This window comes from Crystallibacter permensis, assembly GCF_025960875.1.
Lineage (GTDB): Bacteria > Actinomycetota > Actinomycetes > Actinomycetales > Micrococcaceae > Crystallibacter > Crystallibacter permensis.
This window is the reverse complement of the sequence record NZ_JAODLR010000001.1, coordinates 456,778-469,432: the sequence shown is the minus strand read 5'-3', so window position 1 is coordinate 469,432 and position 12,655 is coordinate 456,778. Positions and strand designations below refer to the sequence as shown.

General features: G+C 65.6%; 15 protein-coding genes. 8 read left to right on the top strand and 7 right to left on the bottom strand.

What is annotated here, in order from left to right; all coding sequences use genetic code 11:
- The first annotated feature begins 66 nt into the window (after positions 1 to 66).
- The gene (locus tag B0G38_RS02275) at positions 67 to 573 is read left to right on the top strand and encodes a GNAT family N-acetyltransferase (protein ID WP_264667926.1); all 507 of its coding nucleotides are present in this window, start codon (positions 67 to 69) and stop codon (positions 571 to 573) included.
- Between the two features lie 9 nt (positions 574 to 582).
- On the opposite strand, the gene B0G38_RS02270 is transcribed toward B0G38_RS02275, so the two are convergent.
- Positions 583 to 1,896, bottom strand: coding sequence for a hemolysin family protein (locus B0G38_RS02270; protein ID WP_264667925.1), 1,314 nt, complete (start codon positions 1,894 to 1,896; stop codon positions 583 to 585).
- A gap of 184 nt (positions 1,897 to 2,080) precedes the next feature.
- Between B0G38_RS02270 and B0G38_RS02265 the strand changes: the two genes are divergently transcribed.
- The gene (locus B0G38_RS02265) at positions 2,081 to 3,574 is read left to right on the top strand and encodes a DUF4389 domain-containing protein (protein ID WP_264667924.1); all 1,494 of its coding nucleotides are present in this window, start codon (positions 2,081 to 2,083) and stop codon (positions 3,572 to 3,574) included.
- A 92-nt stretch (positions 3,575 to 3,666) separates the two neighbouring features.
- The gene (locus tag B0G38_RS02260) at positions 3,667 to 4,341 is read left to right on the top strand and encodes an endonuclease/exonuclease/phosphatase family protein (RefSeq protein ID WP_264667923.1); all 675 of its coding nucleotides are present in this window, start codon (positions 3,667 to 3,669) and stop codon (positions 4,339 to 4,341) included.
- Between the two features lie 64 nt (positions 4,342 to 4,405).
- On the opposite strand, the gene B0G38_RS02255 is transcribed toward B0G38_RS02260, so the two are convergent.
- Entirely contained in the window at positions 4,406 to 5,389 is a 984-nt protein-coding gene (locus B0G38_RS02255; RefSeq protein ID WP_264667922.1) for a hypothetical protein, read from the bottom strand.
- A gap of 93 nt (positions 5,390 to 5,482) precedes the next feature.
- On the opposite strand from B0G38_RS02255, the gene B0G38_RS02250 reads away from it, so the two are divergent.
- The 3 genes from B0G38_RS02250 (at position 5,483) to B0G38_RS02240 (ending at position 7,550) form a co-directional block, all read left to right on the top strand.
- The gene (locus B0G38_RS02250; protein ID WP_264667921.1) at positions 5,483 to 5,968 is read left to right on the top strand and encodes a hypothetical protein; all 486 of its coding nucleotides are present in this window, start codon (positions 5,483 to 5,485) and stop codon (positions 5,966 to 5,968) included.
- Positions 5,969 to 6,078: 110 nt separating this feature from the next.
- Positions 6,079 to 6,543: a transglycosylase SLT domain-containing protein gene (locus B0G38_RS02245; RefSeq protein ID WP_264667980.1), complete on the top strand. Its 465-nt coding sequence runs from the start codon at positions 6,079 to 6,081 to the stop codon at positions 6,541 to 6,543.
- Positions 6,540 to 7,550: a cation diffusion facilitator family transporter gene (locus B0G38_RS02240; protein ID WP_264667920.1), complete on the top strand. Its 1,011-nt coding sequence runs from the start codon at positions 6,540 to 6,542 to the stop codon at positions 7,548 to 7,550. The genes B0G38_RS02245 and B0G38_RS02240 overlap by 4 nt, the downstream gene beginning before the upstream one ends.
- A 33-nt stretch (positions 7,551 to 7,583) precedes the next feature.
- Here the strand turns inward: B0G38_RS02240 and B0G38_RS02235 are convergent, their stop codons facing one another.
- The gene (locus B0G38_RS02235) at positions 7,584 to 8,207 is read right to left on the bottom strand and encodes a GNAT family N-acetyltransferase (protein ID WP_264667919.1); all 624 of its coding nucleotides are present in this window, start codon (positions 8,205 to 8,207) and stop codon (positions 7,584 to 7,586) included.
- 52 nt (positions 8,208 to 8,259) lie between these two features.
- Positions 8,260 to 8,883, bottom strand: a complete 624-nt coding sequence (locus B0G38_RS02230) for a LysE/ArgO family amino acid transporter (protein ID WP_264667918.1) — start codon at positions 8,881 to 8,883, stop codon at positions 8,260 to 8,262.
- A gap of 123 nt (positions 8,884 to 9,006) precedes the next feature.
- Between B0G38_RS02230 and B0G38_RS02225 the strand changes: the two genes are divergently transcribed.
- Both B0G38_RS02225 and B0G38_RS02220 read left to right on the top strand, forming a co-directional pair.
- Positions 9,007 to 9,201 (top strand): DUF2795 domain-containing protein, encoded by a 195-nt coding sequence (locus tag B0G38_RS02225; protein WP_264667917.1) that lies wholly within the window; start codon positions 9,007 to 9,009, stop codon positions 9,199 to 9,201.
- Positions 9,202 to 9,322: 121 nt separating this feature from the next.
- A complete protein-coding gene (locus tag B0G38_RS02220) occupies positions 9,323 to 9,784 on the top strand; it encodes a DUF3817 domain-containing protein (RefSeq protein ID WP_264667916.1) in 462 nt (153 codons plus the stop codon).
- Positions 9,785 to 10,709: 925 nt separating this feature from the next.
- Here B0G38_RS02220 and B0G38_RS02215 read toward each other — a convergent pair.
- The 3 genes from B0G38_RS02215 to B0G38_RS02205 are packed head-to-tail and all read right to left on the bottom strand — an operon-like array spanning position 10,710 to position 12,643.
- Entirely contained in the window at positions 10,710 to 11,585 is an 876-nt protein-coding gene (locus B0G38_RS02215) for a 2-hydroxy-3-oxopropionate reductase (RefSeq protein WP_264667915.1), read from the bottom strand.
- Between the two features lie 60 nt (positions 11,586 to 11,645).
- Entirely contained in the window at positions 11,646 to 12,167 is a 522-nt protein-coding gene (locus tag B0G38_RS02210; RefSeq protein ID WP_264667914.1) for a metallophosphoesterase family protein, read from the bottom strand.
- On the bottom strand, positions 12,167 to 12,643 hold the full coding sequence (locus B0G38_RS02205; RefSeq protein ID WP_264667913.1) for a TetR family transcriptional regulator: 477 nt from the start codon (positions 12,641 to 12,643) through the stop codon (positions 12,167 to 12,169). The genes B0G38_RS02210 and B0G38_RS02205 overlap by 1 nt, the downstream gene beginning before the upstream one ends.
- Positions 12,644 to 12,655: the final 12 nt, after the last annotated feature.

The following is a 12,655-nucleotide window of genomic DNA, read 5'->3' as shown; positions in this document are numbered from 1 at the left end:
GGCCGCCGGAACTTGCCCGACTACGCTAAGGGAGACGTTCGCTGATCGACTGCTGCTGAAAGGGCGGTGAGCAAAGCAATGCTGCTGAGAGCAGCTACTCCGGATGATCTGAGCGCCTTCCTGCGCGGCGGCCCTGACTCCCTGGCTGCTGCGTTAGGCGTCAGCATTCCGGCAGGTTGGCCCGAGTACCCATGGGTAATCGAGGTCACGCTCGAAGTATTCCAGTCACAGCCCGGCCAGGCCGAGTGGTGGATGTACTACTTTCTGAGTCCGGAGCTGGGCGTCCTGGTTGGATCCGGCGGCTACAAGGGTCCGCCCAAGGACGGGACAGTCGAGATCGGCTACGAGATCGCGCCAGGCTTCCGCGGGCAGGGATATGCCACCGCTGCTGTCGGCCAGCTCGTCGGCCGCGCCTTCGCCACTGCGGAGGTGGCGGTGGTCGAAGCCCGAACGCTTCCGCGCACCAACGCTTCCGGGACTGTCCTCAAGAAAGCCGGCTTCGAATGCCAAGGCGTTGTTCCGGACGATCAGATAGGGCAGGCATGGCTCTGGCGGAAAACCCGCGCGGATTGAGCATGATGCCTAGCCGCTGCCGCCGTCGTTGTTTTCCTGCGGCGCTTCAGTGACGCGGACGCGCCCGATCCGCAGCCCCTCCATGGACAGTACGGTCAGCAGATGTCCGGCCACCTCGACCTGGTCACCGGTGCGGGGCATGCGGCCCAGCCGGTCGATGATGAAGCCGGCCACCGTTTCATACCGCCCGTCCGGGAGCTCGATGCCGGCCAGCGACTTGAACTCCTGCAGGATCAGGCCGCCATCCACATCAACGGCGCCGCCAGCCTGCCGCACGCGGTCCTCCGGATCCACCCCGGCGTCGTACTCGTCGTAGATCTCGCCGACCAGTTCTTCCACCAGGTCCTCCAGAGTCACGATCCCGTCCGTGCCGCCGTATTCGTCCACCACGAGGGCGATGTGGTGGCCCTCCTTGCGCATCCGCGAGAGTGTGGGCAGCACCCGGTTGGTGCCCGGCAGCGGCAGGATCTCCCGCACAATATCGGCCACCGTGGTGCCGGCCGCTTCGCCCGGTTCCGGGATGAGGTCGCGGATGTGGATGAAGCCAAGAACATCGTCCGAGGTCCTGCCGATCACGGGGTAGCGCGAGTACGGCAGGTTCCGGGTGTACCGGCGCGCCTCGTCCAGGCTCAGCCGGCCCTCGATGAAGCGGACCTCCGGACGCGGGCGCATGACCTCCTGCAGCAGCCGCTCCCCCGCGCCGAAAACGTCATTCAGGATGCTGCGGCTGTCCTCGCCCAGCGCCTCGTTCTGCGCCACCATGTCCCAGAGTTCCTCGGCGGTAATGGTGTCCGACTTCGCGGACGGATTCCCGCCCAGCAGCCGCACCAGCGCATTGGTAGACACGGACAGCAGCCAGATCACCGGGCGCATGACCTTGCTGAACAGATTCAGCGGCGGCGCCAGGACCTTGGTGAACCCCACCGGGCGCTGCATCGCAAGGCGTTTGGGCACCAGCTCGCCGAGCACCAGGGACAGGTAGGCCACCACCAGGGTCATGCCGATAAACGCAACCGGCTGGGCGGCACCGACCGCCAGGCCCAGCCCTTCGAGCAGCGGCGCGATGTCGGGCGCGATAGTGGACGCACCGTAGGCCGCCGAGAAGAAGCCCGAGAGCGTCACGCCGATCTGAACGGCGGCGAGGAACCGGTTGGGGTTGCGGGCGAGCTCGGCCGTTTTGGCACCGGACTTGCCGGAGCGCTCGATCTGCCGCACCTGGCTCTCCCGGAGTGACACGAGCGCCATCTCCGTGCCGGCGAACACCCCTCCGAGCAGCACAAAGAAGAGGACCAATGCGAAATTCATCAGTGTGCCGCCATCCATAACCAGACCCTATCGAAGGGTCGGCGGTGAGTCAGGCGTCGTCGACCTGCCGCGCTCAGGGAGAACAGGTACTGACAGCCCTTGTGTCCGCGGCGGTACAGGGCCACACTGCTCGCAAAGAGTTTTCCGGACGGAGCGACGGAAACGACGCATCGGCCACAGAATTCAGAAGGAGGTGGCCGCCATGAAGCCCGGTCACGTGGTTTTACTGGTCCTCGGCATCCTGCTGTCCCTGGCCGGCCTGGCGCTGGTCTCTACTGCGGCCTTCACCGGCCTGATCCAGGCTGCACAGGACGACGACGGCTACCTCACCTCCCAGCCGGTCCGGCTGAATACGGACTCCTATGCCCTGACCAGCCAGCCGCTGGACGTGGTCATAGAAGAGGAACTGCCGCCCGGCGTGCAGCTGGGCGACGCGTTCGGTTTCCGGATCGAGGCGCGGGCCGCCCAACCCGGACAGGACGTTTTCATCGGGATCGCCCCGGTGGACGCCGTCGATAATTATCTGGCCGGCGTGCCGCACTCGCAGCTGGTGGACGTCGATTTCCGCCCCTTCGATCCGGACTACCGGGAACTGCCGGGGACCTCCGCGCCGCAGCCTCCCGCCGAGCAGGACTTCTGGGCGGTCTCGGCATCCGGCCCGGGCGAGCAGCGGATCAGCTGGGACCTGCAGTCCGGCAGCTGGAGCGTAGTGGTCATGAACGCGGATGCCAGCCTGCCTGTCTCGGTGGACTTGCAGGCGGGAATCAGGCCGGGCTTCCTGGGCCCGCTCACCATGGGCCTGCTCATCACCGGACTGGTCCTGCTGATCATCGGCTTGCCCCTGCTGGTCCTTGGCGCGGCGGGAATCGGGCGGACCCTGGCGTCGCGGCCCTCTGCATTGTCCGGTGACAACCCGGCGGACCGGCGCACGGCAGGCGACCACACGCCGTCGTACTCAGGTTCTCCCGCGGCTGGACGCCCGGTTTATCCCGCCGCGCTGAACGGCGCGCTGGATCCGGGGCTCTCGCGCTGGCTGTGGCTGGTGAAGTGGCTGCTGGCCATTCCGCACTATTTCCTGCTCTTTTTCCTATGGTTCGCGTTTGTGGTCACCACCATCGCCGCCGGTTTCGCCATCCTTTTCACCGGCCGTTATCCGCGGTCCCTGTTCCACTTCAATGTGGGCGTGGCGCGCTGGAACTGGCGGGTGGCCTTCTACGCGTACTCCGCGCTGGGCACCGACCGCTACCCACCGTTCACCCTGGCCCCGGCCAGCTACCCGGCGGATTTCGACGTCGCCTATCCGGAACACCTGACCAACGGCCTGGTGCTGGTCAAATGGTGGCTGCTGGCCATTCCGCACCTGCTGATCGTGTCCGCGTTCTCGAATGCGGTGATCTGGTGGGGCGCTGGCGGTGACTGGGACGGCAATTACGCCGGCGCCGCAGGCCCTTCCCTGCTGGGCCTGCTGGTCCTGATTGCCGCCGTCATCCTGCTCTTCACCGGCAGGTACCGCCGCACCCTTTTTGACCTGATCATGGGGATCAACCGGTGGATTTACCGTGTCCTCGCCTACACCGCGTTGATGCGCGACGAGTATCCGCCGTTCCGGCTTGACCAAGGCCCGGCCGAGCCGCCGCTGGAGAGCGGTGACGTGACCCCGCCGGCAGGTCCCGACAAGCGCAAGTCTCTTAGCTGAGGGCAAAATCCTTCAATTGCGCCGTTCCGCCTCGATGCTGTGGGTACTATTAGGGCAGCTTTCCTCGAACGGCCAATGGAAGAGGTGATCCCGTGCTCAAAGTCATCAGCTACAACCTCCGAAAGCACCGTGCGAGCAGTGAACTCTTGAACCTTGCCCAGGATTTCGATATCAATGTCCTCTGCCTGCAGGAGTGCGACACCACCGACCTGCCGGCCACGCTGGGGCCGCTGCATCTGGCCGACTCCACCAAGGGCAACCGGCTGGGACTGGCGATGTACTACCACAAGGACCGCTTCACGGCCCTGGACACGAATACCTTCGCACTGAAGAAGTCCCTGCATGACTACGTCCTCTCCCCTGCCCACGAGCGGCTGCTCGGCGTGAAGCTGGTCGACAACGAGACGCAGCATGAGTTGGTGGTCGGCTCCTTCCATGCCGCGCCGCTGACCGCGACGAATTCGCTGCGGCGTCACCAGATTAAGGCCGGCCACGCAGAACTGCTCACCATGGGCGGCGAAGGCATGACGCTGATGGTGGGCGACTTCAACTACCCCTTCTTCACCAAGAACCTCATCTCCCACCTCAAGGAAACCGGCTACGAGCTCTCGCTCAGCAACCGCCGGACCTACACCCGCTACAAGGTCTTCCAAGGCCACTTCGACTTCGCCACTTCGCTCGGCCTGAACATCGAGAGCGTGGAAACGCTCCCCCGAGGCGAATCGGACCACCTGCCCATCCTCGTCTCGGCCGAATACCTGAACTAAGCTAAGCGTCCGGCACTGTCCGTCTCTCGCAGCAAACCACTAACAACGACGACGGCGGGGCCGGCTAGTCGCTTAGGGCGTACGGCGGAACATGGCGCGCATTGTTGAACGGCTCGAACCAGTTCTCGAACTTCATCGAAGCCACGCCGGTCCCGAGGCTCTCGAGATAGTCTTCGAAACCATCTAGGGCCTCGTTGTAGAGCAGTTCCGCATCCGTGTCCTCGAGCAGGAATTCTTCCACGGTTGCCCGCCAGTCTTCGTCCAGCTCCAGGCCGGCTTCCTCGGCCAGCAGCTGCGCCTCGTTGAGCAGGCAGCGCAGCGCAAGCTCCTGGGCAACGCACGACGGCGGCTGCCAGCGGCCGGCGATCCTGGTAGTCAGGTCGACGGCAACCGTGAGGAACCGCTGGGCGAACAGGGCCGTGTAGCGGTGCGCGAAGCGCGGCGGCAGGCCCGAAATGACGAACGTTTCGTCCACGTCTGCCGCAGTCGGCGTTCCCCGGCTGCGCAGCAACTCGATGTCCGAGAACAGTTCGTCCATCAGGACAACGGAGGCGTGCCACAGCAGTCCGGCCACCAGTTTCGCCTGCCGGAGCGAGCGCCGTCGCTCCCCCTGATCCTCAAGTTCGTCGTCGTAGCCGAGCATGTCCGGGCTCAGCCCCTCCACCTGGGCGGAGAGGTCGATGAAATCCTGTTCGGTGACCGGAGCATCGGGAACGTCGGCAGGCCGGCGGTCTTCGAACGCTCCGTCGATCACGATCGCGGTGTCGGCGGCGTGGATATCGTCGTCGTCGGCGGGATTGCCCGTTTCCGCGGAGACCCGGAATGCACGCGGCTCCACGCCCTCCACTCCCGCCAGAACATCCGCCGCCTGGATCGGATCCGAGGCGATGATGAGCGCGTTCATCGCGTCGCTGATCGCATACTCGACTTCCTGGGTGTCGGAGGCACGCGAGATCGCGCTGTCCCGGAGGGCGTCGGCGTCGATAATGTTCACCTCGATCGTCACCCGCAGGGACACCGTCTGGCCCTGCCTGCTCTCCTCATTCATGGAGAAAGCATATAACTGCTGGTCCCGCACCGCGTCCTATGCTGAGGGACCTGACCGGGTAGGTGCCTGGCGGCTAGCCATATAGTGAATAAGGTGAGTTCAGAAGCATTGTCCCGCCCCGCCGTCGTACGCCGTCCCAATCCTTTCCAGACACTGATGGCGCTGATCTGCATCCCGATGGCCATCCTGGTTCCCCTGTGGGTTGTCGCAGGGCGGGTGCTGTTCGGGATCTCCGGGCCGATGGTGTCGATCCTGGCGTTCACGCTCGGGCCGGTGCTGCTGCTTCTGCTGCTGTTCGCGGGGATCAAGACCGTGGCGAACGCCGTCACGGTGCGGCCCTTCGGCGCGCCGCTGAAGACGTCCGCGCTGCTGCTGGCCACGTATCTGGTGGCCTTTGGGTTCGGCTTCACCGTGCCCGACTTCGGCGGAAACGGCGGCTCGGTCCTGACGGCTCTGGCCGGCGAATCCGCCCTGGGCATGTCGATCGCGCTGTGCAATCCGCTGGGCATCATCACCATTGCCCTGTCCATCACCGTGACCGTGGTCTGTTACCGGGACGCCAAATACGCCCGGCATTAGCTGTTTGCCCCCCTGCGCGTGCTTTGGCTTGCTAGAGTCCGAAGCAGAAGCACAACGCCACGAGCCTGGAGGTGACTGCCTTGCCAACGCCAAGGATCCGATGGGTGGTGATGCTCGCCGTCGCCCCCCTGCTGGCTGGCTGCGGGGCGTCCATGCCGGCCGATCCGAACGGTACCCTGCAGGAAATTACCGGCGGGACGCTCCAGGTGGGAGTCACCGCCGCTGCCGGGGAGGAAGGCGACTGGGTTCAGCTGCAGCCGGGCGCGGAGCCGGCCGGGATCGAGCCGGATCTGGTGCGCGGTTTCGCCGCCAGCCGTGAGGCCACCGTCGAATGGACCGGGGGCACTGAGCACGAGCTCGTGGATGACCTTGAACACGGCGAGCTGGACCTGGTGATCGGCGGTTTCGGCGCCGATACGCCCTGGACCAAGCACGCGGGCATGACACTTCCGTACATGGAGACCAAAGACGAACGCGGCAAAACCGTCAAACACGTGATGCTGACGCCGCTGGGCGAGAATGCTTTCCTGCTCGCCTTGGATAAGTATCTGCAGGCCCAGGAGCTGCAATCATGAGCCCCGGGAGCAGCACGCAGGCCGTACACTTCGGCAACACGCGGCTGCCGGAGGAACAGCGCGAGACTCTGCGCAAGGCCAAGAAACTCGAGTGGATCACTATCGCGTTCCTGGCTGTCACTGTGGCGCTGGTGTACCTGGTGCTCGGCAATTCGCAGGCCATGAAGGCGGCCTGGATCGAGGACATGCTCTCCTTCCTGCCGCCCATCGCGTTCCTCGTGGCCGCCCGCGTCATCCGCAAACCGCCCACGGAGCAGCATCCCTACGGCTACCACCGCGCCATCGGAATAGCACACTTAGTGGCTGCCGTGGCCCTGTTGGTCATGGGTACATATCTGCTGGTGGACTCGGCGCTGGGACTGATCACCGCGGAGCACCCGACCATCGGTGGCGTGGAACTGTTCGGCCGGACCATCTGGCTGGGCTGGCTCATGATCGGCGTCATGCTCCTGATCGCGGCGCCGCCGGTCTTTATCGGCCGCGCCAAGATGAAGCTGGCCGAAAAGCTGCACGACAAGGTGCTCTACGCGGACGCGGACATGAACAAGGCCGACTGGATGACCGCCGTCGCTGCCGCCGTAGGCGTGGCGGGGATCGGCATCGGCTGGTGGTGGGCCGACTCCGTGGCCGCGCTGGTCATTTCAGCCAGCATTGCCAACGACGGCGTCAAGAACCTGCGCGGTGCAGTCAGCGACCTCATGGACGCCCGGGCCCGCACCTACGACAACGCCCGCCCGCATCCGCTGCTCGGCCGGATCGACGACTTCCTGAACGCCACCGGGTGGGTGGGCGAGGCCAAAAGCCGGATCCGCGACGAAGGCCACGTGTTCCATGTGGAGTCCTTTGTGGTCCCCCGCGAAGGCAGCACGCCGACGGCGGAAGACCTGGAGCACCTGCGCGAGGACTGTGTGGATCTGGACTGGAAGATCCAGGACCTGGTGATCGTCCTGGTCCCGGAGCTGCCCGAGGAATTCCTGCCGGGCGTCGAGACCGGCGGCGAGGACTAGCTTCCGCCGGGGTTTAGTCCGCGGCGGCCATGCTCAGTCCGCGAGCGCTTTGCGGACCCGCGCACGCCGTTGGCCGCGGCGCTCCACCAGCTCGAACCCCGCTGCCAGAAACACCTCCAGCGTGCCGTAGTACAGGTCCTGCGGCGGTACCTTTCCGCCGGCGGTATCCACCGGGTACCCCTCGACTGCTCTGGCTCCGCGGCTTGCCGCATGCTCGACGGCGGCGTCCAGCAGCCGGTGGGACAGGCCGATTCCACGCGCATCCCGTTTGATATAGAAGCAGGCCACCGTCCACAAGCTTGCCGGATCCTCGTCCTCGGCCAGCCGGGCGACCGAGGAACGTTCCAGCCTGGTGTGGCACTGCCGCGGCGCCACGGACACCCAGCCCAGCGGTTCGCCGTCGAGCCTTGCTACCAGGCCGAACGGCTCGCCGGCCTCCACACGCGCATGCACAAAGTCCCGCCGCTCCGCGCTGCTGGACGAGGCATAGTCGCGCGAGGACAGCCGGAACCAGGAACACCAGCACCCTCCTTGCACCCCGCCGGGGCCGAAGAGTTCCTCGAAAACGGGCCAGGTCGCCGTCGTTATTTCCACCAGTTCGAGCCCGGAAAGGTCCCTCTGGGCCGTGCCGTGCTGTGTCCCGTCCAGCTGCGCCATGCCTCCAGCTTGCCAGCGCCACGGCAGCTTGCGAAGACCTGCCGGCGGTTTTCTATGCGCCGATTGCCATCCGGATTCCGAGCGCGAACATGACCACGGCGATCGCCCCGTCCAGGATCCGCCAGGAGGACGGCTTGGCGAAGAACCGCCGCAGCAGCCGGGCCCCGAAACCCAGAGCGCTGAACCAAATGATGCTGCCCAGCATCGCGCCGCTGCCGAACCACCAACGCGCATCCGGCGCCTGGCTGTTGGCCACCGAGCCCAGCAGCAGCACGGTGTCCAGGTACACGTGCGGGTTCAGCCAGGTCAGGGCCAGCACCGTGGCCACGGCGGCCTTGGTGCTGAGCGGGCCCTGCTGCTCGTTCGCGGTGAGCGAGCCGGGCCGGATGGCGCGCTTCGCCGCGATCAGTCCATAGCCAATCAGGAACGCGGCACCGGCATACCGGATGACATCGACCACCATCGGCGCGGCCTCGATGAGCGCGCCGATGCCCAGGATGCCGGCCGCGATGAGCACCGCGTCGGACAGAGCGCAGATGACAACGACGACGGCGACATGCTCGCCGCGGATGCCCTGCCGCAGCACAAACGCGTTCTGCGCCCCGATGGCGATAATCAGTGCCAGCCCGGTCCCCAGCCCGAGGACCGCCGCCTGGAGCAAATCAAGTGCATTCACAAGATTCGAAGGTACTACGCTTCGGAACTGCAGCACGGATGTCCGCCGGGCTATTCCCCTGCACCGGCGGTGAACGTAGGTTGGATTGGTAACCCGTCCGCATTCCCTTCAGGAGGAAACAGCATGGCAGACAACCCCAGCCCCATCGACATCCAGAAGGCCCTGGGCGGCGTCGACTATCCCGCCTCGGCCGCCGACCTGGTCAAGCACGCCGAGAACTCCGGCGCTGACAACAACGTCCTCGAGGCAATACGCCGCCTCCCGGAGAAGGACTACGAGACCCCGGCCGAGGTCAACAAGGCCATCTCCAACAGTTAGCAACAGCTAACGACGGCGCCCGCCCGCTCTGGGTGCCCGGGTTCCGGCTGAGGGAACGTGCGCCGGGACCCGCCGGGGCGGTATTTTGGAAGGGATCCGTTTTCCCCAGTAGAGGACCCTTATGTCACCGCGCGCCCTGTTCCGCTCTGTCGCCTTCGCCGAGGCGGTGACGTGGACGCTGCTGCTGATCGGCCTGTTCCTCAAGTACGTCACCGAAACCACCGAGGTGGGCGTCCGCATCGGCGGCGGCATCCACGGGTTCGTGTTCCTCTGCTACGCGGCGGTCACGTGCTTCATGTGGGTCAACCAGAAGTGGCCGGCCAAGACCGGTCTCCTGGCGCTGGTTTCCGCCGTCATCCCTTATGCCACCATCCCGGTGGAAAAGTCGCTGGACAAGAGGGGTCTGCTCAACGGCGGCTGGCGCCTGGCCGCCGGCGGCGAGGAACCGCGCGGCCTGCTTGAGAAGCTACAGGCGTGGGTGCTGCGCAAACCCATCACGGCCATCGTCGTCGCACTCATTGCTGTGGCCGTCGTCTTCAGTTTCCTACTGTTCCTCGGCCCGCCCGACACCTGGTTCGCGTAATACTCGTTCGTCCGACGTCCGTCCCGCGAAATCTCTACTCTTCCAAATCGCGGACAAAGGCAGCGAACCCCGAAATCGTGAACTCAAGCTTGCCCCTCGATTCCGCTTGAATGAACCCTTTGTCGATGCTCGCCCAGCGCGCGCGAAAAAGGGCCTTCGAGATAGGCCCGCATCGATTCGCGCCCGGTCATTATGTGCTCAAGGACGATCCTGCCGCCGTGGTCCGGGCCACCGGCAGCAGCCCATGCTGCGTCGCCGATCAGCTGTACGGAGTATGGATAGCCGGCAGCGAGTTCGAGTGCTTCGTTCAGCGCGTCGTCCTCCCACCGCGCGCCGAGTTCTCGGGCAGGTGCAGACAGCGCTATCTCCTCTGCCTCGCGGGCCAGCGGCGGGAGCGGCCGGTAGGCAAACCGCTCGCTGAATGTGACCGCGGAGGATATCAGCGGCCCTTTCCGGTTTGAGGGTCGCGTCGACGCTGATCACGTCGGGAACGCCACCCGGACGGTGAGGGATTCGAGATGCGCACCCAGCGCTGCGGGCGTCGGTGCGCCAGGTGGCGCTCTCACGTTCGACCTCTGCAGCTATTTGAGAAATCAGCCCGGCACTCTCACCGGCGGTCACCCAGATCGTCAGCGCCCCACGCTCCTTGGCGCGCCGCTGGTACTGCCGCAGCAACGAGGTCTTTCCCAGACCACGCGGAGCATGATCGATGCGGATGCGTCCCACCAGCCGGCCAAGGTCGATCAAGCAGGATAGGCGCTCATCGAACTCGGCAAGCTGAACGGAGCGGCCCGGGACGGTACGGGCCACTTCTCCGGGGGTATAGGGGCTTGGCTGCATTAGCTGGCCTCTCGTTGTCGTCTGTTATGGATCGCTGCTTCTATAACAGACGATAACAACGGTCCGTCCCAGGACTCCCGAGGGTTTACCGGCCGGAGAGTTCTTCGACCAGCTTCAGCAGCGCGGTGTTGTCCAGTTTTCCATCGCCTTGTGCCACCAGCGCCGACATGAGCTGAGCGGCCGCGGTGCCCAGGGGAATGGTGACTCCAGCGTCCCGTGCAGCCGCGGTGAGAATGCCCAGGTCCTTATGGTGCAGCTCGGCGCGGAAGCCTGGCTCGAAGTTGCGTTCCACCATGCTGGGCGCGCGCCGCTCCAGCACGGCGCTGCCGGCAAGACCGCCGGAAAGCGCGTTGATGGCGGTAGTCGGGTCCACCGAGTTGGCCTCAAGGAAAACGATGGCCTCGGCCACGGCCTGGATGTTGACCGCGCAGATCAGCTGGTTGGCGGCCTTGACCGTCTGCCCGGCCCCGGCCGGACCGACATGCACGATCGTCTTGCCCATGGCCTCGAACACCGGCTGTGCGGTCTCCACGTCAGCTGCTTCCCCGCCCACCATGATAGACAGCGTGGCTTCAATAGCGCCGCGTTCGCCGCCGCTGATCGGCGCGTCCAGCACGCCGAAGCCCCGTGCTCGACCGGCCTCAGCGATCTTGCGTGCCGTGGCCGGCTGGATAGTGCTCATGTCGATAAAGAGGGCGCCTTCGCGGGCGTGCGCAAAAACGCCGTCGTCGCCCAGGGCCATCTCCTCGACGTCGGGTGAATCCGGCAGGCAGGTAATGATGACGTCGCGGTCCCGGACGGCTTCGGCCACGGTGGCGGCACCCGTACCGCCGGCTTCGACGAAACGCTCCACCTTGGCCTGCGAGCGGTTATACCCGGCCACATCGAACCCTGCCTTGACCAGGTTCGCTGCCATGGGGCCGCCCATGATGCCCAGTCCGATGAAACCTATCTTCGTCATGAAAAACCTGCCTTCGTCGCCGAGATCGAGAGTGTCACCTGCCGGCCACTGTAGTGGCCATCATCCGGGTCCCGGTAATCGATTGCGGACGGTGACCAGCTCGACGTCGAGCATTTGGCCCGCGTCCACCAGGGCCGTCATGTAGGTGCAGACCGGCTGGCGCCGCCGGTCTGTGGGCGAGCCAGGGTTGAGCAGCCGCAGGCCGCCGGGCGCGGTGGTGTCCCACGGGATATGGCTGTGCCCGAAGACCAGCACATCCGTGTCCGGGAAGTTGGCATCGGCCCGCTTTTCGCGCCCGGTGGCGGCCCCGGTCTCGTGGATCATGGCGAAGCGGACGCCCTCGATCGTCACTCTGGCGACTTCCGGCAGCCGCGCCCGCAGCTCTTCGCCGTCGTTGTTTCCGTAGACTGCCACCAGCTGCCGGCTGCGCTGTTCAAATTCGTCCAGCAGCTCCGGAACAACCCAATCGCCGGCGTGGAAGACCACGTCGACCAGCTCGACGGCGTCCCAGACCTGGGCGGGCAGCTGCCGCGCGCGCTTGGGGACATGGGTGTCCGCGACGAGCAGCAGCCGACTGGCCACTAGGCGCCCTGCGCCTTCCGCTCCGGTGCCGTTTCGGCAAGAAGGGTTTCCAGACGGTTGTCCGTCAGGTAGGTCATGCCTTCCAGGATGCCCGTCAGCTTGCGGCGCTCCGCGGCGGTGAAGCGGGTTTCATCCAGGATGTCGCTGACCCACAGCCCGTCCATGGCGAGGCGGACGATGATACCGATGACGCCTGCGGGGTCCCGCGGGTCGAGGTCGCGGCTGTCCAGTCTCCGGTTCAGGTAGATCAGCGCCTCGGCCAGATTCGGCCTGGCTACTGCGGTGGCGAGCAATGCCGCCTGATTCCGGTCTGCATTCGCCCGGGCGTCGGCGAAAGCACGGATGTAGGCACGTTCTTCTGCGCCTGTGGGAACCGGGTCCCGTTCGGCCAGCCGACCCAGCTGATGGACCAGCTCGGTAATGATTTCTTCGACGTCCTGTTCGATTTCCTCGATGGGCGCCCCGGGCCTGAACATATCTCCTCCAGC

Coding starts and splice junctions, on each gene's coding strand:
- B0G38_RS02270 (WP_264667925.1), bottom strand. CDS start 1,896: ATGGATGGCGGCACACTGATGAATTTCGCATTGGTCCTCTTCTTTGTG.
- B0G38_RS02265 (WP_264667924.1), top strand. CDS start 2,081: ATGAAGCCCGGTCACGTGGTTTTACTGGTCCTCGGCATCCTGCTGTCC.
- B0G38_RS02255 (WP_264667922.1), bottom strand. CDS start 5,389: ATGAATGAGGAGAGCAGGCAGGGCCAGACGGTGTCCCTGCGGGTGACG.
- B0G38_RS02245 (WP_264667980.1), top strand. CDS start 6,079: ATGCTCGCCGTCGCCCCCCTGCTGGCTGGCTGCGGGGCGTCCATGCCG.
- B0G38_RS02240 (WP_264667920.1), top strand. CDS start 6,540: ATGAGCCCCGGGAGCAGCACGCAGGCCGTACACTTCGGCAACACGCGG.
- B0G38_RS02235 (WP_264667919.1), bottom strand. CDS start 8,207: ATGGCGCAGCTGGACGGGACACAGCACGGCACGGCCCAGAGGGACCTT.
- B0G38_RS02225 (WP_264667917.1), top strand. CDS start 9,007: ATGGCAGACAACCCCAGCCCCATCGACATCCAGAAGGCCCTGGGCGGC.
- B0G38_RS02220 (WP_264667916.1), top strand. CDS start 9,323: ATGTCACCGCGCGCCCTGTTCCGCTCTGTCGCCTTCGCCGAGGCGGTG.
- B0G38_RS02215 (WP_264667915.1), bottom strand. CDS start 11,585: ATGACGAAGATAGGTTTCATCGGACTGGGCATCATGGGCGGCCCCATG.
- B0G38_RS02205 (WP_264667913.1), bottom strand. CDS start 12,643: ATGTTCAGGCCCGGGGCGCCCATCGAGGAAATCGAACAGGACGTCGAA.